Source organism: bacterium (genome assembly GCA_035281585.1).
Taxonomy (GTDB): Bacteria; UBA10199; UBA10199; order DSSB01; family DSSB01; genus DATEDP01.
This window is the reverse complement of sequence record DATEDP010000030.1, coordinates 1-18707: the sequence shown is the minus strand read 5'-3', so window position 1 is coordinate 18707 and position 18707 is coordinate 1. Positions and strand designations below refer to the sequence as shown.

The window sequence follows — 18707 nt, the reverse complement described above, 5'->3', positions numbered from 1 at the left end:
TGCAGAACAAGGGCAAGCTGGAGCAGCGGGTCTACGATGTGCCCAAGCCCATCGACCAGGAGATCTCCCGGCTCAAGCTCAAGGCCCTGGGCGTCAAGATCGACGTCCTGACGCCGGAGCAGGAGCGCTACCTGGCCAGCTGGCAAGAGGGGACGTAGGGGCGGGCCTTGCGCCCGCCCGCCGGCACCGCGCATCGGGCGCCCGCCAGGGTCGCCCCTACAATCCAATTGCCGATATTCCCCAAAATCTTCATAATCACGTTGTGAGCCAAGGTTTCGGCATCCTTATGGTCCTGCTGTTGGCGTCCACCGGGATCGCCCTGTCCTACTTCGACCCCGACTTCCTGGATCGCTCGACTTCGCTGCGCAGCCTCTTCGAACCGATCTTCTTCTTCGTCCTGGGCGCCCTGCTCGGGCTGATGGTCGCCAAGCTCCGCAAGCGGCCCCACGAAAGCCCCGCCCTCTCCGAGGAGCAGGAAAAGCGATCCCATCACGATGCCCTGACTCAAGCCTACAACCGGCGCCACATGGACAAGGTCCTGGCCCAGTTTTGGGAGATGGGCCAGCAAGGCAGCGCGCCCTTTTCGCTGCTGCTGCTCGACATCGACAATTTCCGCACCATCAACGCCCGTTTCGGCCATGACGTCGGCGACCGGGTGCTCCAGTCGATCGTTCAGAACATCCAAGGCAACACCCGCAAGACCGACATGGTCTTCCGCTGCGGGCCCGACCGCTTCTTGCTGCTGCTGCCGATGACCCGCGGCGAATTCGCGTTGACCCTGGCCAACCGGCTGCGCGAGGAGTTTTTCAAGCTGACCTTCCGGGGCTTGGCTCGGGAGACCTTCAAGGCCGATTTCAGCGTGGGAGTGATCGAGTATCGCCCGGAGCTCGGCGGGCTGGCGAACTTAATGCAAAAGGTGGAAGAAGCTCTGGCTCGTGCGAAAAAGGAAACTGATAGGGTTTCCTTGGCCGGTTAAAAAATCTCTCTCAGTAGCCCCAATAATGCTGCAAGGAACATCTCGCGCCGATATTGGCATTCCTGGTGCCCTGGTGTATTTGAAACCGAGCGGCCCCTCGGAGGTTTTGTATCCCATCGTTATACCCCCCACCCCGAAGGTCCATGTCGTATTTGGACTCACAAGGAGCATTGATCGGCAAACCGTTTTCGTTTCCGGGGTCCGCCGAATAGTCGGGATGCCAACACTCCTCTGTCCATTCCCAAAGATTGCCCGCCATATGGTAAGCGCCTATCGAGGAGATCCCGAGAAAGGCATTCACCGGATAAGTGCCCCCGGCACCACAACCAAAGCCGGAAACTGAGCCCGATTCATTAAAAACAGCCTGCTGGTCGGAACAGAGGGGAGCGTCGTTGCCATGAGGATAGGTCAGCGAAAGAGGGCCTCGGGCCGCATATTCCCATTCGGCCATGCTCGGAGCTCGGGCGCCAGGCCGGATAAAATTGCAAACATCCATGGCGCCACCCCAAGTTAGAAAATTGGCGGGATGCAAAGGGCGGCTTAGGGAAGTATTCATTCCCCAACCTCCGGTATCCCAATGGCCAGTCAACCGTGAGTTGCAATCTCCTGCCGCCACGCAGGCTTCATGGGCTTCAACCGGCACTTCGTATTTACCGATGAAATAGCCTTCCTGAAATTGAACCTCATGCTGTGGAGACTCGGAGGCTTGATGAAAGGGGGCCTCTTCATCGGTTCCCATCATAAAAGATGCGCCCGCTGGAACATATATCCACCGATCGTATTCCTGCCAAGGTTCGGCGATCGAATTTCGATGGTATTCACAAGACCCTTGCTCGTTACACGAGGCCGAATAGCCGTGAAGAGTGGGGCAAGTGACTCCTTCGCATGCAAGCGGTTCAGAAGGCGGTTGACAGAGCTGGACGAAGCTCTCGTCATCGCACATCACGCTGGACCCCAGAGCCCCGAGCATATTGCTCCAATCTTGGGGTCTTAATGGGTTACCCAAAGCGTCGCGCTCCAAGGAGCACATCCAACGGGCACCGCCGAGGTGAGGACAGTATTCGGAATATTCGTGAGGATGAATGAGGCCATTGAATCCATGGTGCTGGGCAACTTCGAGCAAGGCATGCATGAATTCATGGGGCAAAAAGGATCTGAGCTGCCCCGGCTTCTCGACATTGTAGGAATTCGTGATGTGACCGTGAATCAATGCAAAGGGAGGATTGGTGCGATAACTCAATGGGTAAGTTTGAGGAGTATCCGGCGCCATCAAGTCGTTATTCCAAGCGTTGAGCACCAAATACCCGGCAAACCGCAGCGGATCCTCGCCCGAAGCCACAATATCCGCTTCCAACGGCGCGAGGTCGGCTTTTAAAAGGTAATAATTGAGTCCCTCAAACGAACTCGCGTTAAACTCGATTTCGGGAGAATCCACTACGGCGTTTAGAACCCTTGAGGGCGTCATCAAGACAAACTCGACTGCCAGCGGAGAGCAGCCTCGAGCATACATGCCCATGGAGAGGTCCAGGCCCCGCCGAATCCAATCTTTTGTCGCCTCGACATCGCCGGCAAACAGTCTTTCCGAAAGACACACCCGGGTGGGTTCCGCACCGGAGTCGGCCATATCGACACAATCGTAAAATAATACGGCTAAGGGATATTTGACCTGGCAGATGGCACCGGGGCTGCCACCGTCCCCGGCATCCGATGCTCCGCCTTGACCGGCATCCGGAGCGGCGCCGTCATCAGAAACACCCCCATCATCGACCTCGCCCTTCCCCCCGTCTGAATGGGTCGTGTCCACGTCCACGGGAGGATGGTGACTGCAACCCTGCAGGCTCGAAAACAAAGCCCATGGAGTGTAAGACCAAGGGGTTCCCCAGCTTCCCCGAGAGACGGAGCTCGGATGGCGAGCCGAACGGATTGCCGCCAAATGATCGCGGTCGCCTATTTTCTCGCGCTTGGCTTGATTTGCCGGAGGTGGAAGGGGCGCGGCCGAAGCCCGCAATTCCGAAGAATATGAACCGGGTAGAAATTTTAAAATGGGAAAGTTCAAGCAAGACCCCACCGCCAAACTTACCCGGTTCCTGGGCATATTTTTCGACTGCCGCGCTTAAATGTTTCTTAATTATTAGAGTATCTTGGAGCAAATCAGTAGAATCTCGCACTCATGTTATTGCCTCGGAATGCTCATCGCTTGCATTGGCTTTTTTTCTTCCTACTATTTGGCTTGAGCGCCTACCTCCGCCATTTTGCCTTTTTTCTCCCATCCAACATTGGCGATTCGCCGACCTACCAGGCTTTGGCCATGAAAATGGATCGCGGCTTCATGCAACACTACGACATTTACCACTACCGCATCATCCAACGGCCGGAAAAAGTGCTGGTGGATTATGTCTGGGAAGACAATCCTGCTCTTTGGAATTCCCACCGCACCCGCATCATTTATCGGCTGCCCCTGCACATCCAGCCGCCTCTGTACCCAACTCTCATCTGGATTTCTCACAATATTTTTCAGCCCGAGGCTCCCTACTCATCGGTGGCCGCCAATTTCGGCAGAAGGGTGGTCTCCCACCCGCCCTGGGACCTAGCCAAAGCCCAATTTTACGCAATATTCGTATCTTTCTTTTTCTCATTGGGAACCTTGGCCCTCGCCTACCTCTTCTGCCTGCGGTTCTTTTCCTTTCGCGAAGGCTTGCTGACGGTTGCCATCCTGGCGACTTCGCCGGTCGACATTGCGGTTGGGACCAAGCTTTACGCCGATGGAGTTTTGTCCTTCCTGACCTTTCTTAGCCTTTTTCTATATTTCCTCAGTCTGGACCGGAAAGGGTCGAAAGCCATTCTCTTGGCTTCTCTGGCGGGCTTGAGCTTGGGCCTGGCTTATTTGACTAAAGTCAGCGGCATTCTTTTCGCGTTCGGATTCCTGGTCGCCACAATCTTTCATCCCAAATTCCTGGTCGAGCGGCTCAACTCGGTCTTGCTGCTGATCGCGGGGACGGCCGCTCTAGCCGTCGCCTCGCCCTGGCTCGCCTTGAACTATCATTATTACGGATCTATATTCGCCGGCACACCGGCGGACCCCGGCAACTCTTGGTATCGCTATGTCTTCGGCCGCCCGCTCCGAGCCTACCCCCTAGGTCTGTTTTGGTTTGCGCCACCACTCTTGGCCGGAATCGTCGCCGGCCTGGCTTCTCTCGCGGCCCCGCGCCGACGTTGGCGGGAATTCACCCTGTTCGCCATGGCTGTTTTCTACATGGCCATGTTCATGGTCTTCGCCCGAACCGGGACCGCCGGAGTCGAAGACCGCTATCTTTTGCCGATTTACCCCTTGCTCGCGGTACTAGCTGGAGTTGGGCTTGTCGCTGTTATCCAACGAATCCCCGGAAGGCACTTGCGCAAAGCCGCTTACGGATTATTGATCCTGGGCTTGCTCGCTTCAGCGGCGCGTTCCGCGGAGATCGGATTGAGTTACAGCTTCAGGGCTATGGTGGTATTCAAGCCCTTCGGATATTGATTCTTCATAAACGACCTCTCCAGCGCCGAGCTCAGGGAGCCCGCGCCACCGCGATAAACCCATGCCCGCTGCCCACCGCCCGCCCCAGAAAATAAAGCGAGCCGATGCCGGCGTTGACCAGCGGGCCGCGCTGACATTCGCAGTAGCGGAAGCGCTTCCAGAGCAAGGGGTCGGCCACTGAGGCCTCAACCTTGAGCCCGGCCCGCTCCAGCATCCGGCCCAAGGACCGCGGATTGAAATAAACCAGGTGATCCGAATGATAGAGCGAGAGCAGCGGAAATTTCACCCGGCCCAAAGTCGCCCGGGAGAGCCAGAGCGCGGTTTGGAAGAAAATCGACGAGGTGTTCGGCGTCCGCAGCACCAGGATACCGCCGGGCTTAAGCGCCGCCGCCATCCGCGCCAAATCCTCGCGCGGCTGAGCGCAATGCTCGATGACGTCCCAGGCGGTGATGACGTCGAACTTCCGCTGGTCGAGGATCCGGGCGCCGGCGATGCCGGATTGGACGATCCGGTCCTCGCCCAAACCCAAGCGGGTCCGCGCGGCCTGACAGGCGTATTCCGAAAGATCGAGGCCCCAGACCGCAAAGCCCGCCGCCCGGGCCTTTTCCAAAAAGATTCCGGTCGAGCAGCCCACATCCAGCAGGTCGCCGGAAGCCGCGTGCTTTTTCACCAGCTCGACCCGGCGCTGCGATTGCTCGGGGGCTCCGGTCGTCCGCTCGCTCGCGCCGCCGGAGCCGGCCATCTTCTCTTGATAGCTTCGGTCGTACATCCCCTCCTCCTCTTCCATCGACACCTGGCGATCGGTGAATTGGAGGGCGCAGGCCCGGCACTTGTAGATGGTCTGGGACACCGAGGGAACGCCCCAGCTCGAGCGAACCTGGGGGTTGCGCTCGAAGCGCAGAAAAGGAAAGGTGTCCAGGCTGTCGCAAACCACGCATTTCATCGGTCAACCTATTTCGGCGGCGCCGGCGGTGTTTTGCGCCGGATGTAAATGTCCCAAACTTTTTTCTGCCGGGGCCAGAGGAAGCCCCGGAACTCGCCATAGGCCTGGTCCAAGGTTCCCTTGGCCCGGGCTTCTTGGTAGGTCCGGACGATCCGCCGGCTGTTTTCGAAAACCCCTTCGGACCAATCGGTCCGGCCGTAGAGCTGAAGAGCCAAGCCGTACTTCGGCCAATAGTCTTGGCGGAGCCCAAGCAAGGCCAAGGTCAGGAAAGCGCCGAGCAGCAGCGGCCGCCAAGGCTCGGCAACCCGAGCCAGCAGCCAACCCATGCCGAAGACGGACAAGGCTACCATGCCGAAAAAGAGATATTCGAAATAACGGTAGGGATTGGGCAAGTAGGCCAGCAAGACCGCCGAGCTCATCGCCAGGATCCAAGCCAAGAGCAGCGCGGCCGCCGACTCCCGGCGAAATCGACAAATCGAGGCAACCAGCCCCAGGGGCGCCAGGGCCATCGGAAACAGGCCGGCATTCTTCTGGATCCAGGGATACAAGTCCCTCCAGCCGAACTTCAAGGACTGAAGGTCGCGGATGTATTTCACCCCTTCGGGCGCGATCTTGGAGAAATTCGTCAGGATGTACTCGTAGCTGTAAGTCTCCTCCAAGCCGAAGCGAAGCAGCAGCGGCCCGAACCAAATTCCCAGCAAGACCGCGGTTCCCAGGGCAAAGAGCGCGCCGCGCGAGAAGACCGGCGCCCAAGGCTCCCGGCTGAGCCAACGGCGGAACAACTCCAGCGGTAGGAAAAAGATCAAGATCGTTCCCATCCGCGGCGCCATCATCGGATGCATCAAGACGCCCACGCCGAGCAAGATTCCGGCCCAGAAATAAAGGCTCTTCGATTCCATCCTCCCCTTCAGCAAAAGGTAGAAGATCACCGCGCTGAGGCACCAAGCCAGGCCCCAATACCAGGGGAAATAGACGATGGGAATGCGCAGGGTCAGCCCGCCCCCGCTCACCAGAAAAAGCGCCAGGGTGCCGATCGCGCCGATCGGCCGCGAGCCCGAGAGAAATCCGAAGAAGGCGTAGAAGACGAAGACGAAGCAAGGCAGGAAGATCAGCGAGAAGTAGCGAAAGAGGTCGATGTGCTCGAGGCCCGGCACCAGGACGAAGAGGTTGGCCAGCATCGCGTGAAAGCCCATCGGGTACATGTTCAGGATGAAGGTCGAATAGAAAGGCAAGCCGTTGGGCTGGGGGCCGTCGATCTGAGTGGCCAGGAGCAGGACCAAATGGCCGTAAGTGTCGCCCATCATCGAGACGCTCGAGGTCCGGGCTCGCAGGATCATCTCGGCCCCCAAGACCAAGACCAGGGCCAGAACCGGCCAAGCCAGCCAGGCTCCGCCCGGCGCCGGCTCCTCCTTCAACAAGAAGCGGAGCGGCCGAAACAAAAAAGCGGTCAGGCCATAGGTCAGGGCCAAGCAGGTCAGCACCGCCGGCACTCCGTATTTCCATTGCAGGTATTTTTGGAGAAAGGCGGCTAAGACATGGGCGGTCATGCCCCAGCCGAAGGCCAGGAGAAAACGATTCGGGCTTAAGAAGGGTCCCCGGGGCTCGGCCCGGGCGAAGAGAAGCAGGCCGGGCAACAGATAGAGGCCATAGAAGGCCAGCAGGAGAAGAAGCAGGCGAGCCGGCTCGAAACGCAGGATGTAAAGCAGCTCGGGAGTCTTGTGGATGACTTTGGGATAGGGCCAGAGGGCGTAAGCCAGCAAAGGAAGCAGCAGCAAAAGCAGCCAGGAAAGATTCCATCGAGGCTGGGGGAGGCTCGGAGAAGGTGGAACCATTGGTTTAACGAGACCGCAACATCGCCGTGATTTCAAGGGAAATATCGACGGCCGGCGCCGAATGGGTCAGAGCCCCGACCGAGATGAAGTCGACGCCGGTCTTGGCGATCTTGCCGACGGTCTGGAGCTTGACGCCGCCCGAGGCTTCCAAGCGGCAACGCCCGGCCGCGATTCGCACCGCTTCGCGGAGCTGGGGCGGCTTCATGTTGTCGAGCAGGACATGACGGGCGCCGGCCTTCATGGCCTCCTCCAACTCCCGCCGGTTCTTGACCTCGACGATGACCGGCAGCCGGATTTTGGCGACCTGAAGGCGCCGCAAGGCCTCGCTCACCGAGCCGGCCGCCACCAGGTGATTGTCCTTGGCCATGGCGGCCGATTTCAGGTCGAAGCGATGATTGAAGCCACCGCCGGCCCGCACGGCGTAGCGCTCCAGCCAACGCAGTCCCGGCGTGGTTTTTCGGGTATCCAGGATTTTAGCCCGGCTACCCTTCGCCGCCTCGACGTAACGCCGGGTCAGGGTCGCGATGCCCGAGAGCCGCTGGAGGAAATTCAAGGCGACCCGCTCGGCCGAGAGGATGGCGCGAGCCGAGCCTTGGAGCTCGGCGAAAACGGTCCCGCGCTTCAGCCTTTGGCCGTCCTTGGCCTTGGGCCGAAAACGGATTTTGGGATCGAGGAGGCGAAAGGCAAGCTCGGCGACCTCGAGCCCGCAGAGGACCAGGTCTTGCTTGGCTAGCAAGATGGCCTTGGCTTGCCGGTTTTTGGGGACAATGGCTCGGGTGGTCCGGTCGGCGAAGGCAGCGTCCTCACGGAGGGCGGCGAGAACGAGCGCACGCAGTCTCGCCCTCCCCCCTTGCGGGGGAGGGTCGGGGAGAGGGGTATCGGCGCGGGGTTTGTCCATTCGGCTAACGGCGCCCCCTCTCCCGGTTCGCCTTCGGCGAACCACCCTCCCCCGCAAGGGGGGAGGGTTAGAGCAAGCTGAGGGCTTCTTCGATTTCCTTGATTTTCTGGCGGTACTCGGCCTCGGCGACTTTCTTCTCTTCGAGCAGCTCGGGCGGCGCCTTGGCGACGAACTCCTGGTTGCCGAGCATCTTCAGCGTCGAGTTGAGGCCGTTCTGGAGCCGGGCCAGCTCTTTCTCCTGCCGCTGCCTTTCCTTGGCCAAATCGACCACGCCTTTGAGATCGACCCAGACCGAGAGATCGCGAAAGCGGGTCACGCCCCGGGCGACGCCCTTTTCCGACTTGATGGCGGCCTCGTTCAAAACCAGCTCGCCGACCTTGCCGAGGTTGGCGACATAGGGAAGAATCTCGGGCAGCTGGCCGGCCAAGGCCGCATCGCCGGTGAAGAGCACCGCCTTCTTCAGCGAAGCCTGGTCTGAAATGCCGGTTTCCTTGCGGATCTGGCGGAGCTTGTCGACCAGCGCGGTCAAGGCCTCGATCTTGGCCTCGGAAGCCGCCAACGCTTGCCGTTGATCTTTCGGCAACACCTGCGGAAAAGCCGAAGTGGCGAGCAAAGCGTCCTGGCGCGGAGCGATCCGCTGCCAAAGGTCTTCGCTGATGAAGGGCATGAAGGGATGGAGCAGGCGCAGGCTTTGATCCAGGATGAAGACCGCCACCGTGGCGAACTCGCGCTTCATCCCGGCATCTTCGGGCTTTTCGGACTTGAGCCCGGCCTTGATCAGCTCCAAGAACCAATCGCAATAAGTGCCCCAAAAGAAATGATAAGCCGCCATCGCGGCGTCGTTGAAGCGGTACTCGGCCAGGCTCCAGCGCACCTCCTCCACCGCCGAGCTCAGCTTGGCCAGGATCCAGCGGCTCACGTCTTGCTTGAGCTCGAGCCGAGAGGCCTCGAAGTCGATCTTCTTCAGGCCTTCGAGGTCGGCCAAGGAAGAGGCCGTGCTGAGCACGAAGCGAGCCGCGTTCCAAACCTTGTTGCAGAAATTCCGATAGCCCAGGATCCGCTCCTCGCTGAGCTTGATGTCCCGGCCCTGGGCGGCGAAGGCCGCCAGCGTGAAGCGGAAGGCGTCGGTGCCGAACTTCTCCATCACCTCCAGCGGGTCGATGACGTTGCCCTTGCTCTTGCTCATCTTCTGGCCCTGGGCGTCGCGGATCAGGGCGTGGATGTAGACGTCGCGGAAGGGCACCTGGCCGGTGAAGTGGATTCCCATCATCATCATCCGGGCCACCCAGAAGAAGATGATGTCGAAACCGGTGACCAGGGCCGAGGTCGGGTAATAAGTCGCAAGCCGCGGCGTTTTCTCCGGCCAACCCAAGGTCGAAAAAGGCCAGAGGGCCGAGGAGAACCAGGTGTCGAGGACGTCGCTCTCCTGCCGGAGGTCGTTGTGGCCGCAGTGGGGGCAGAGCTTGAGGTCGGTGCGGGAGACGATGACCCCGTCGCTGGGATGCTTGCTCTCGGCGCAGCGCCCGCAGTACCAAGCCGGAATCCGGTGGCCCCACCAGATCTGGCGCGAAATGCACCAATCGCGGATGTTCTCCATCCAATTGAAATAGGTGTTTTCCCACTGAGCGGGAACGATCCGGGTGTGGCCTTGGCGGACGGCCTCGATGGCCGGCTTGGCCAGCTCGGCCGTCTTCACGAACCACTGCATCGAGAGGTAGGGCTCGACCACGGTCTTGCAGCGATAGCAATGGCCGACGCTGGTCTTGTAATCCTCGACCTTGACGAGGAGCCCTTGCTCCTCCAAAGCCTTGACCACGTTGGTCCGGGCCTCGAAGCGGTCCTGGCCGGCGAAGATCCCGGCCTCTTCGTTCATCCGGCCCGATTCGTCGAAAACCTGGACCCGCTCCAAGCCGTGGCGGTTGCCCAGCTCGAAGTCGTTGAAGTCATGGGCCGGCGTCACCTTGACCGCCCCGCTGCCGAAGCTCGGGTCGACCATCTCGTCGGCCAAGATCGGGATGAGCCGCTTGGTCAGCGGCAGCTCCAGCCGCTTCCCGATCCAATGCTTGTAGCGCTTGTCGCCGGGATGGACCGCCACCGCGGTGTCGCCGAGCAGGGTCTCGGGTCGGGTGGTGGCGACGACGATGAAATCCTGGGGATCGGCCTCCAGCGGATAGCGGATGTGCCAGAGATGGCCCGAGACCTCCTGGTGGTCGACCTCGAGATCGCTGAGCGCGGTATGGCAGCGCGGGCACCAGTTGATCAGGCGCTGAGCCCGGTAGATCTTGCCCTCTTCATAGAGCCGGACGAAAACTTCGCGGACCGCTTGCGACAGGCCCTCGTCCATCGTGAAGCGCTCGTGGGCGTAATCGAGGCTGCAGCCCAGCTTCTTGAGCTGGTTGCGGATCGAGCCGCCCGACTCTTCCTTCCATTTCCAAACCCTTTGCACGAAGGCCTCCCGGCCGAGGTCGTCGCGGGTTTTGCCTTCGGAGCGCAGCTGGCGTTCGACCACGTTTTGGGTGGCGATGCCGGCGTGGTCCATCCCGAAGACCCAAAGGGTCGGCCGCCCTTCCATCCGGTGGAAACGGATCAAAATATCCTGGAGGGTGTTGTTGAGGGCATGGCCCATGTGGAGCGAGCCGGTGACGTTGGGCGGCGGAATGACGATGCAATAAGGGTCTTTCCCCGCCGGGGCCTCGTCGGGGGCCGAAAAAACGCCGGCCTTTTCCCAGGCGGCCCACCAGGCCTTCTCGACGTTCTGCGGTTCGTAGACTTTGGGAATCTCGTCTTGTTGGGGGGCGGACATGGAAACCTATTCTTGCATCAGGCGCTCGAGTTGCTCGCGGATCAGGCGCTCGGCGAGCTCGGGGACGATTTCCCGGGCGACCCGCTCGATGACCTCGGCCGCGATGGCCTCGAGCCGCTCGGGATCCAAGGGCAGGCCGGTCTCGGCCTGGGGCGCCGCGACGTTGGGCAAGGGAGTGACTTCTTCTTCGCCTAATTCTGGATCGTCCCAAACGCTCGACATGAGGCCTCCTTTGCGGGGAATCAGCCTTGGTTAAACCATTCTTTCCCGCCGATACAATAGGAAAATCACTAGCCCAAAATTCATTGAAAATCGATGCTTTTTAAGTCAGGAAAACTCAGCGCCGAATGAAAAAATTCCTCCAAAACCTCGTCCCCTGGCTGATCGCGGCGGCCATCCTGTTCTATCTTTTCCGCAAGATGCCGCCGGCCCAAGTCGCGGCCAGCCTACGGGAGGTGAACCTGCCCTTCTTCCTCGGGTTCGGGCTCTTTTATTTTCTGCTCATCGGCAGCATCGACACCTGGGGCCTGTCCCGAGTTTTGAGCCGTTTCGCGGCCCCGGTCGGCTTCATCGAGCTGCTGCCGGCCCGGGGCGTCAGCTACCTGGTCGCGCTGGTCAACTACAACGCCGGCCAAGCCGGGATCGCCTTCTATTTGAAGCGGACCAAGGGCGCGAGCCTCTTCAAGACCCTGGGCGCCATCTTCTTCATCGCCATCGTCGACCTCTATTGGGTGATCTTCCTGGCCTTTCTCGGCACTTTCCTGATGAAGGTCGAGTACGCCGGCATCGACGTCCAAAGCTGGGTGCGCCGAGTTTCTTACGTCTCGCTGGCCGCCCTCTTCCTCCACCTCGCCTTCTGGCGCGGATGGTTCGGCAAGCTCCTGCCCAAGGCCATGCACTTCCGGGTCGGCGATTGGCTGCGCGGCCGCCATCTCTTCCAAGCTTTCCATCACGCCACGCTCGGCGATTATTTGCGGATCGCCCTGCTCCGGCTCCCGATCCACGCCACCATCATCACCGCCTTCTGGTTCGTGGTCCGCTTGGGCGGAGCCGAGATCGCCTTTCGCGACGTCGTCGCCGCGGTGCCGATCGTCCTGCTGATGGGCGCGCTGCCGCTGACTCCCGGCGGCCTCGGCGCCACCCAGCTCGCCACCGTGGAGCTGCTCAAGAGCCACACCCGCACGCCGCCGGGAGTGCCGGCCGCCGAATTGCTGCTGGCATTGTCCCTTTCCTGGATGGCGCTGAACTACCTGCTCAAGGCATTGGCCGGACTCGTCATGCTGCGCCGCGGCTCGCGCGAGCTGTTTCGCGAAACCGCCGATGATGCAGCGCGTAGTGAGGAACTTTAGCCGCCGCTGAATTTTCCCTTGGATTTCTCCTCCACCTCCCATGCTAAGATGGGGTCGAGAGAGTGAGGTGAAGCGGATATGGATGATGCGATACGGGTCATCGAAGCTTCGGGACTCGAGGATTATTTCCGCCAGGAAATCCAGAGCGTCTTTCACAATCAAAGGGTCCAAGCCCACCCTAACACCGAGTTCTACCTAGTCCGCCTCCTCTCCGATTTCGGCCGCAGCGATCAGCTCTACAGCAGCGAGCAAGAAGACCAAGCCCTCGCCATCCTTTACCTTCAATCGATCCAGGACAACGGCCTCTCGGGCTTGCGGCTGCTCAAGCAAATCGCCGACTTCGCCCTCTACATCTCGGGCTTCTTCCAGGATTCGCTCCAGCGGCAGAACATCGACCTGAGCTATTACGTCGCCATGGGCGGCAATGCCTATCGCCGCCTGCATTCGCGGGCTCGCGACACCAGCCACGGCGAGTCCTTCGCCGAGACTTTCCGGGAGCTGTCCCAGGGCTTCGTCCGCTTCGTCGACGTCTTGGCCGAGATCAGCGAGCGCTCCAAGCTCACCACCGACGTCGAGCTCCTCCGGCTCTACGAGAAGTGGCTTTGCACCAAATCGGAGAGGCTCAAGGCCAAGCTGAGATCGCTGGGCATCGACCCGCTCCACCTCGATTTTCCTTCGACGCGGCATTGAATGTTTCAAAACCTCCAAAATTGGATCGAGAGCACTTACGGGCTGGATGGCGAGGAGGACTTATCGCCCTACCGGATCGGCAAGCGCGAGCTGAAGCACTTCCTCAAGCCCGGCGATCCTTTTCGCGAGGCCGAAGAGGTGGTGCTCTGCACCGAGAGCGGCGGCGAGTGCTTTCTGGGTCTTTATCTTCAGCCCCGCGGCGGGCGGCTTCACCGCCTGCTGACGACCTTGGAGGGCGTCTCCCATCTCCGCCTGATGATGCATCGCCTCAAATCGGGCGAGAGCCTCAGCCGGCTGGAGCTGGAGCTCCAAGCCGAGGTCGACAAGTTCGTCTTCCTCCGGCTGCGCCAGCCGCGGGAAGATCCGGCCTACCACCTCCGCCGGGCCGCCGAGCTGCCGGGCTTGAGCGCCGAGCAGCGCCGGATCTACGAGGACTCGCGGCGCTTGGCCAATCGCTATTGCGGCCGGTTGGAGCGGGAATTCCTCGCGACCCGCTCCCAGGACGGGCTCTTCCGGGAGCTCCGCGAATTCTACCGGATGAGCCACTGGCGAAAGCTGGAGCATTTGGGGGCTCCGTGATCCCGTAGCAAGGGGCTTCAGCCCCGCCTTGCGGAGGGCGGGCCTAAAGGCCCTTGCTACAAGGGAGGAGTCGGGCTAATCAGCCGGCCGTGCGATTTCGACGCCTGTTGATTTTTCTTTTTTTCTTGGGCTGCCTGACGCCAAGTACGGCATCTGCCGAGCCGCCGCCCTTTCGCGGCATGGCCCTCGGCCTATTCAGCAAGGAGCCGGACTACGACTACGGCAAGGATTTGAAAGAGCTGAAGGCGATCGGCGTCAACGCCATCCTCCTCGTCGTCAACTGGTACCAAAGCGACATCCGGGCCACCTTCATCGAGTCGCGGCCTGACAACGGCCACGAGAATAGCACCATCTCCGATCGAAAGCTGATCCGGGTCATCGAGCAAGCCCATGGCCTCGGCATGAAGGTCGTTCTCTTCCCCTACTTGCGCTTCGACCACCGGGGGCCGGCCGATTGGCGCGGGGTCCTCGCGCCCAAGGATTTCGAGGCCTGGGCCCGGGCCTATGAGAATTTCATTTTCCACTATGCCGATCTCGGCAAGGCCCACGGCGTCGAGCTGCTCAGCATCGGCAGCGAGCTGGGCTCGCTGGAGACCAAGACCGAATTCTGGACCGGCTTGATCCGCAAAGTGCGGAAGCGCTTCCCCGGCGAGCTGCTTTATTCGGCCAATTGGGACCATTACAGCTATCCCACCTTTTGGCGCGAGCTCGACTACATCGCGATGACTTCCTACTACCCGCTTTCCAAGGGGCCCAACCCGACCTTTCCCGAGCTGCTCAAGACCTGGCAGGATTTGAAAAAGAAGATTTTGGCCTTCAAAGCCCAGTACCCGCAAAAGCTGATCTTCACCGAAGTGGGCTACCCCTCGCTCGACGGCGGCAACGTCAATCCCTGGAATTATTTCGCCCAGGCCAGGGTCGACGTCGAGGAGCAGGCGCTTTGCTACCTGGCTTTCATCGAGGCCTGGCGCGACACGCCGGAGCTGGCCGGCGTCTTCTGGTGGGTTTGGTTCGACGCCGGCGGACCGCAGGACGGCGGCTTCACCCCCAAAGGCAAGCCGGCGGAGAAGCTGCTGAAGGATTGGTACGGCGGCCTGTAGGGGCGGGCCTTGCGCCCGCCCGCCTGCATCAACGTCGTTGGGTAGATGGGGCGACCGCAAGGGTCGCCCCTACCAACGACTCGCGCAAGTTTCTTGCTTTTCGGCAACTTAGCGGCGATAACCCCTTCGATGCGGCAGACCCTCTTAGCGCTGATTTTAGGGACCTTCGCGGTCGCCCTCCTGGCCCGCCCGGCCTCGGCCCTGGTCGAGGACAGCCGCACCGGGCCCTTCAAGCCCAACGTCACCAGCCCCTACCGTTTCGGTTATTCGCCCAAGCCCAATGTGCTGCCGGGCACCCGGCCCAAGAAGAAATGCATTCCCCACGGCCTGGCCCGCTGCATTTCCCGGCCTCGGCCGCTCAGCCCCTTCGCCTCCCAAGTCCAACGGCAAAGCTGGGGCGCCAACCATCCGCTGATCAAGCGCAATCAGCCCTTTCAGCCCGAGCCCAGCTACGAAGTCATGGATTAAAGGTAGCAAGGGGCTTTAGCCCCGCTCCAATTTGCTTTCGCCGTAAGCCGTGAAGTCCTTGGAGTAGATCCGCACCGTCGCGGTCAGCATCGCCATCACCATCGGTCCCACCAGGATGCCGATCGGCCCGAAGACCGCCAAGCCGCCGAAGAAGCTCAAGAAAAGGATCAGCGGGTGCATATTGCTCCGGGTCAGCATCGGCCGGAGCACGTTGTCGGCCATGCCGATGACGATGCCGAAGACCCCCAGGATGACGGCGCCTTGGATCTTGCCCTGCACCAGAAGGGCGATGATGAGAGGGATGATGACGATGCCGGTGCCCAGCATCGGCAAGAAGGACATGAAGAAGGTGATGACGCCCCAGACGAAGTAGGCCGGAATTCCCGCGAAGTAATAGCCGAAGGTCGAGAGGATGGCCTGAACCAGGCCGGTCATGAAATTGCCGTAAAAGACGCCGTTGATCGTGTCGCGGATCTCCTTGGCCAGGCGGCGCTCGTACTGGTCCTTGACCGGCGAGAGCTTGATCAGCAAGTCGAAGAAATTGCTGCCGTCGCGGAAGAAATAATACATCACGATGACCATGATGAAGAGATGCAGGAAGACGTTGGCCGTCCCGGCCAAGACCGCCGGCGAATACTGGGCCAAGGTCTGGGCGATCCGGGTCACGCCGCGCTGAATCCAGGGCACCAGGTCGAAGTCGAGGCCCGAGACGTACTCGAACTTCGCCACCCAAAAGGCCGCCTTTTGCTGGACGCTGGCCAAGAGGCCCGAGAAGGTGCTCTGCGAGATTTCGATATTGCTGGAGGCCACCAAGGAGGCGAGCTGAGTCGTCACCAGCATCAGCAAGACGGCGATCGGAATGAAGATGAAGAGGATGACCGCGAAGACCGAAGCGAGCGCCGCCAAATTTTGGCGGCCCTTGAGCCAACGCAGGATCTTATTGTGGAGCGGATAGAAGAGGACGGCCAGGATGCCGCTCATCAGCAAGGTTTGGACGAAGGGCCACAGCAGATAGGCGCCGATGGCCAGCATCGCGACTAAAAGCAGGATGAAAGCCCGCTGCTCGGTTTTTGCGGAATTCGAAGCCATTAAACCTCGACCCAGACATCGTCATTTTCCAACTTCACCGGATAACAGGCCAGCTTGGAGTTGGGATTGTCCACGTTGACCCCGCTGCAAACGTCGAAACTCCAAGCGTGCCAGGGACAGGTCACCACCTGGCCGTTGAGCTCGCCTTCGCCCAAAGGACCGCCGCGGTGGGGGCATTTGTTCTGGACCGCGTGAAATTCGCCGCCGACGTTGAACAAGGCCACCGCCGTTTCACCGCAATCGGCCACCACTCCGGTGCCGGCGGGGATGTCCTGCTGCTTGGCCGCTTTGATCCAGTTCGCCATAAAATCACCAAGGCAGGGGCGCGGTGCCGGCCGGAGCCGGTGGAGTCAGGGCCGGCGGGCTGGCCATCGGCCTGGGCGTCGCCTGCGGAACCGCCGGCCCCTTGCCGATTCGGGCCAGCAGCTGCTGGCGGATCTTCTCTTTGTCGGCGCCCTGATAGAGGGCGTCGAATTCCTGCCAGGCCTGGGCCTCCTCGCCCAACATCAGATAGTCGGTGACGATCTGCAGGGCATTGGCCGGCCGGTAGCCCTTGGCCAAGGCATCGCGCTGCGCTTGAATGTCGTCCAAGAACACTTGCCGGAACTCGCGGTCGGCCCGCTGATAGGTGCCTCCCTTGATGGTGTAGATCGCCGGCGGAAAGGGGCTTTCCGAGTAAGGTTGATCGCCGAGGTAGCTGAAATCGGGATTGCAGCTGATCAGCTCGAGCTTCTTGTCGCCGTTCAAATCCTCGAGGCTGATCTTTTCGCCGCAGTCCTTCATCGGCAGGTCGGCCATCTTTTGCAGCGGCTTGGACAGCGAATAGACCACGTAGTTGTAGCAGCAGTGCCCGCCGCCGCTGTAATTCTGCAGCAGGAGATCCTCGATGCCGTCGCCGTCCACGTCGAGCAACCCGCCCTTCCAGCCGATGGCGAAGGCGCGGGGGTCGGGGGTCAGCCAAGTGCCGGTGTATTGGGTCACGGTGCCGCCGTCATTGGGGATGATCCGGGCCTTCATCGACTCGACCCGGGGATATTTGCCGGTAGTCATCCGCTGTTGGATCTCGACCTTGTAGTTGGTCAGCTTCTTTTCCCGAACCACCTTGTAGGGCGTCACCGATTCCAGGCCGGTGGTGGGCGCCGCCGATGCGGCGGGCTTGGCCGGGTCGGCCCAGGCCGGCAAGGCGAGGGTCAGAAATGTCAGGGCAAGCAAGATTCGTGGACCCATGAAGACCTCGTATGCTAGTTCTAAGCTTATCTTAAGCAAAAAATGAAGCAAAACATGGATAAACGCTCGATCGTCGCGGCCCTGGAGGAAATGGGCGAGCTCCTCGAAATCCAGGGCGAAAACCCATTCAAAACCCGAGCCTACCAACAGGCCGCCCAATTGCTGCAAGGCATGGTCGACGAGCCGGCCGACCTGGTCAAATCGGGCAAGCTGGCCGAGCTGCGCGGCATCGGCCCGGCCCTCAACCAAAAGATCACCGAGATGGTTCAAACCGGCCGCTCGACTTACCTCAACGAACTACGCCGCTCGGTCCCGCCCGGTCTGCTCGAATTGCTGAAAATCCCGGGCCTCGGCCCGCGCAAAGCCAAGCTGCTCCACGACAGCCTCGGCCTGCAAAGCTTGGGCGAGCTGGAATACGCCTGCAAGGAAAACCGGCTGCTCGACTTGAAAGGCTTCGGCGCCAAGAGCCAGGAAAACATCCTCAAAGGCATCGCGCTGTTCCGCAGCCACTCCGGCCGTTTCCTCTTCGACGATGCCCTCCACCAAGCCAAAGCCCGGCTCGCTTTTCTCCGTGGCTTGCCCGGCGTCCTCCGGGCCGAGATCGGCGGCTCCCTGCGCCGCTGCAAGGAGACGGTCGCCGACGTCGATCTGTTGGCGGCGGTCCAGGGATCGGCCGGGGGCCTGATCGAGCGCTGGGAGAAGCAGCCCGGAGTCCAGGAAATTTTAGCCTCGGGCCCGACCAAGGTCAGCGTCCGGCTGGCCACCGGCCTCCAAGTCGACCTGCGGATGGTGAGCGAAAAGGAATTTCCTTTCGCCTGGCTTTATTTCACCGGCAGCAAGGAGCACAACACCCTGCTCCGCGGCATCGCCAAGAACCGGGGTCTCAAGCTCAACGAGTACGGCCTCTTCAAGGGCGAGAAGCCGACGCCTTGCAAGAGCGAGGAGGACATCTATCGGGCGCTGGGTTTGCACTTCATCCCGCCCGAGGCCCGCGAGGCCATGGGCGAGATCGAGTACGCCGCCAAGCAGCCCTTTCCTGCTCTGATCCAGGAAAAAGATTTGCGCGGGATCTTCCATGTCCACTCCGATTGGAGCGACGGATCGGCGCCGATTTTGGAGATGGGTCAAGAAGCCGAGCGCTTGGGCTTCGAATACATGGGGCTCTCCGATCATTCCCAGACCGCGGTCTATGCCGGCGGCCTCAAGGCGGCGGACCTGAAAGCCCAAGCTAAGGAGATC

Annotated in this window: 18 protein-coding genes; 9 read left to right on the top strand and 9 right to left on the bottom strand. The window is 60.9% G+C overall.

The window, feature by feature from the left end; all coding sequences use genetic code 11:
- The coding region (locus VJR29_02045; GenBank protein HKY62176.1) for an adenosylhomocysteinase at positions 1 to 158 on the top strand (158 nt) is incomplete at its 5' end.
- Between the two features lie 128 nt (positions 159 to 286).
- Complete coding sequence (locus VJR29_02040; GenBank protein ID HKY62175.1) at positions 287 to 976, top strand: GGDEF domain-containing protein; 690 nt, start codon at positions 287 to 289, stop codon at positions 974 to 976.
- Positions 977 to 986: 10 nt separating this feature from the next.
- Here the strand turns inward: VJR29_02040 and VJR29_02035 are convergent, their stop codons facing one another.
- Positions 987 to 3032 carry an SUMF1/EgtB/PvdO family nonheme iron enzyme gene (locus VJR29_02035; protein ID HKY62174.1) on the bottom strand — a complete coding sequence of 682 codons (2046 nt, stop codon included), beginning with the start codon at positions 3030 to 3032 and terminating at the stop codon, positions 987 to 989.
- 252 nt (positions 3033 to 3284) lie between these two features.
- Here VJR29_02035 and VJR29_02030 point away from each other — a divergent pair, with 252 nt between their 5' ends.
- On the top strand, positions 3285 to 4490 hold the full coding sequence (locus VJR29_02030; protein ID HKY62173.1) for a glycosyltransferase family 39 protein: 1206 nt from the start codon (positions 3285 to 3287) through the stop codon (positions 4488 to 4490).
- A 31-nt stretch (positions 4491 to 4521) separates the two neighbouring features.
- Here the strand turns inward: VJR29_02030 and VJR29_02025 are convergent, their stop codons facing one another.
- The 5 genes from VJR29_02025 to VJR29_02005 form a co-directional block, all read right to left on the bottom strand.
- Positions 4522 to 5433, bottom strand: a complete 912-nt coding sequence (locus tag VJR29_02025) for a class I SAM-dependent methyltransferase (protein HKY62172.1) — start codon at positions 5431 to 5433, stop codon at positions 4522 to 4524.
- A gap of 8 nt (positions 5434 to 5441) precedes the next feature.
- Positions 5442 to 7265: a hypothetical protein gene (locus tag VJR29_02020; GenBank protein ID HKY62171.1), complete on the bottom strand. Its 1824-nt coding sequence runs from the start codon at positions 7263 to 7265 to the stop codon at positions 5442 to 5444.
- Positions 7266 to 7269: 4 nt separating this feature from the next.
- Positions 7270 to 8163, bottom strand: a complete 894-nt coding sequence (gene nadC, locus VJR29_02015; GenBank protein ID HKY62170.1) for a carboxylating nicotinate-nucleotide diphosphorylase — start codon at positions 8161 to 8163, stop codon at positions 7270 to 7272.
- 67 nt (positions 8164 to 8230) lie between these two features.
- The gene (locus tag VJR29_02010; GenBank protein ID HKY62169.1) at positions 8231 to 10966 is read right to left on the bottom strand and encodes a valine--tRNA ligase; all 2736 of its coding nucleotides are present in this window, start codon (positions 10964 to 10966) and stop codon (positions 8231 to 8233) included.
- Positions 10967 to 10972: 6 nt separating this feature from the next.
- A complete protein-coding gene (locus tag VJR29_02005) occupies positions 10973 to 11188 on the bottom strand; it encodes a hypothetical protein (protein HKY62168.1) in 216 nt (71 codons plus the stop codon).
- A 125-nt stretch (positions 11189 to 11313) separates the two neighbouring features.
- Here VJR29_02005 and VJR29_02000 point away from each other — a divergent pair, with 125 nt between their 5' ends.
- The 5 genes from VJR29_02000 (at position 11314) to VJR29_01980 (ending at position 15152) form a co-directional block, all read left to right on the top strand.
- Positions 11314 to 12315: a lysylphosphatidylglycerol synthase transmembrane domain-containing protein gene (locus tag VJR29_02000; protein HKY62167.1), complete on the top strand. Its 1002-nt coding sequence runs from the start codon at positions 11314 to 11316 to the stop codon at positions 12313 to 12315.
- A gap of 78 nt (positions 12316 to 12393) precedes the next feature.
- Positions 12394 to 13005, top strand: coding sequence for a hypothetical protein (locus VJR29_01995; GenBank protein HKY62166.1), 612 nt, complete (start codon positions 12394 to 12396; stop codon positions 13003 to 13005).
- Positions 13006 to 13584 carry a hypothetical protein gene (locus tag VJR29_01990; GenBank protein HKY62165.1) on the top strand — a complete coding sequence of 193 codons (579 nt, stop codon included), beginning with the start codon at positions 13006 to 13008 and terminating at the stop codon, positions 13582 to 13584.
- A gap of 89 nt (positions 13585 to 13673) precedes the next feature.
- Positions 13674 to 14684, top strand: a complete 1011-nt coding sequence (locus VJR29_01985) for a hypothetical protein (protein ID HKY62164.1) — start codon at positions 13674 to 13676, stop codon at positions 14682 to 14684.
- A 129-nt stretch (positions 14685 to 14813) separates the two neighbouring features.
- A complete protein-coding gene (locus tag VJR29_01980; protein ID HKY62163.1) occupies positions 14814 to 15152 on the top strand; it encodes a hypothetical protein in 339 nt (112 codons plus the stop codon).
- Between the two features lie 15 nt (positions 15153 to 15167).
- Here the strand turns inward: VJR29_01980 and VJR29_01975 are convergent, their stop codons facing one another.
- Genes VJR29_01975 through VJR29_01965 form a run of 3 tightly spaced genes read right to left on the bottom strand, consistent with a single transcriptional unit; the run spans position 15168 to position 17468 of the window.
- A complete protein-coding gene (locus VJR29_01975; GenBank protein HKY62162.1) occupies positions 15168 to 16241 on the bottom strand; it encodes an AI-2E family transporter in 1074 nt (357 codons plus the stop codon).
- A complete protein-coding gene (locus tag VJR29_01970) occupies positions 16241 to 16546 on the bottom strand; it encodes a Rieske (2Fe-2S) protein (GenBank protein HKY62161.1) in 306 nt (101 codons plus the stop codon). The genes VJR29_01975 and VJR29_01970 overlap by 1 nt, the downstream gene beginning before the upstream one ends.
- Positions 16547 to 16550: 4 nt before the next feature.
- Positions 16551 to 17468, bottom strand: coding sequence for a hypothetical protein (locus tag VJR29_01965; protein HKY62160.1), 918 nt, complete (start codon positions 17466 to 17468; stop codon positions 16551 to 16553).
- Between the two features lie 54 nt (positions 17469 to 17522).
- On the opposite strand from VJR29_01965, the gene VJR29_01960 reads away from it, so the two are divergent.
- A partial coding sequence (locus VJR29_01960) for a helix-hairpin-helix domain-containing protein (protein HKY62159.1) occupies positions 17523 to 18707 on the top strand: 1185 nt, incomplete at its 3' end.

Bases quoted from the DNA above. Each gene is read 5' to 3' on its own strand.
- VJR29_02020 (HKY62171.1), bottom strand. From the start codon at position 7,265: ATGGTTCCACCTTCTCCGAGCCTCCCCCAGCCTCGATGGAATCTTTCC.
- VJR29_01965 (HKY62160.1), bottom strand. From the start codon at position 17,468: ATGGGTCCACGAATCTTGCTTGCCCTGACATTTCTGACCCTCGCCTTG.
- VJR29_02005 (HKY62168.1), bottom strand. From the start codon at position 11,188: ATGTCGAGCGTTTGGGACGATCCAGAATTAGGCGAAGAAGAAGTCACT.
- VJR29_02030 (HKY62173.1), top strand. From the start codon at position 3,285: ATGAAAATGGATCGCGGCTTCATGCAACACTACGACATTTACCACTAC.
- VJR29_01995 (HKY62166.1), top strand. From the start codon at position 12,394: ATGGATGATGCGATACGGGTCATCGAAGCTTCGGGACTCGAGGATTAT.
- VJR29_01980 (HKY62163.1), top strand. From the start codon at position 14,814: ATGCGGCAGACCCTCTTAGCGCTGATTTTAGGGACCTTCGCGGTCGCC.
- VJR29_02025 (HKY62172.1), bottom strand. From the start codon at position 5,433: ATGAAATGCGTGGTTTGCGACAGCCTGGACACCTTTCCTTTTCTGCGC.
- VJR29_01990 (HKY62165.1), top strand. From the start codon at position 13,006: ATGTTTCAAAACCTCCAAAATTGGATCGAGAGCACTTACGGGCTGGAT.
- VJR29_02040 (HKY62175.1), top strand. From the start codon at position 287: ATGGTCCTGCTGTTGGCGTCCACCGGGATCGCCCTGTCCTACTTCGAC.
- VJR29_01975 (HKY62162.1), bottom strand. From the start codon at position 16,241: ATGGCTTCGAATTCCGCAAAAACCGAGCAGCGGGCTTTCATCCTGCTT.
- nadC (HKY62170.1), bottom strand. From the start codon at position 8,163: ATGGACAAACCCCGCGCCGATACCCCTCTCCCCGACCCTCCCCCGCAA.
- VJR29_02010 (HKY62169.1), bottom strand. From the start codon at position 10,966: ATGTCCGCCCCCCAACAAGACGAGATTCCCAAAGTCTACGAACCGCAG.
- VJR29_02000 (HKY62167.1), top strand. From the start codon at position 11,314: ATGAAAAAATTCCTCCAAAACCTCGTCCCCTGGCTGATCGCGGCGGCC.
- VJR29_01970 (HKY62161.1), bottom strand. From the start codon at position 16,546: ATGGCGAACTGGATCAAAGCGGCCAAGCAGCAGGACATCCCCGCCGGC.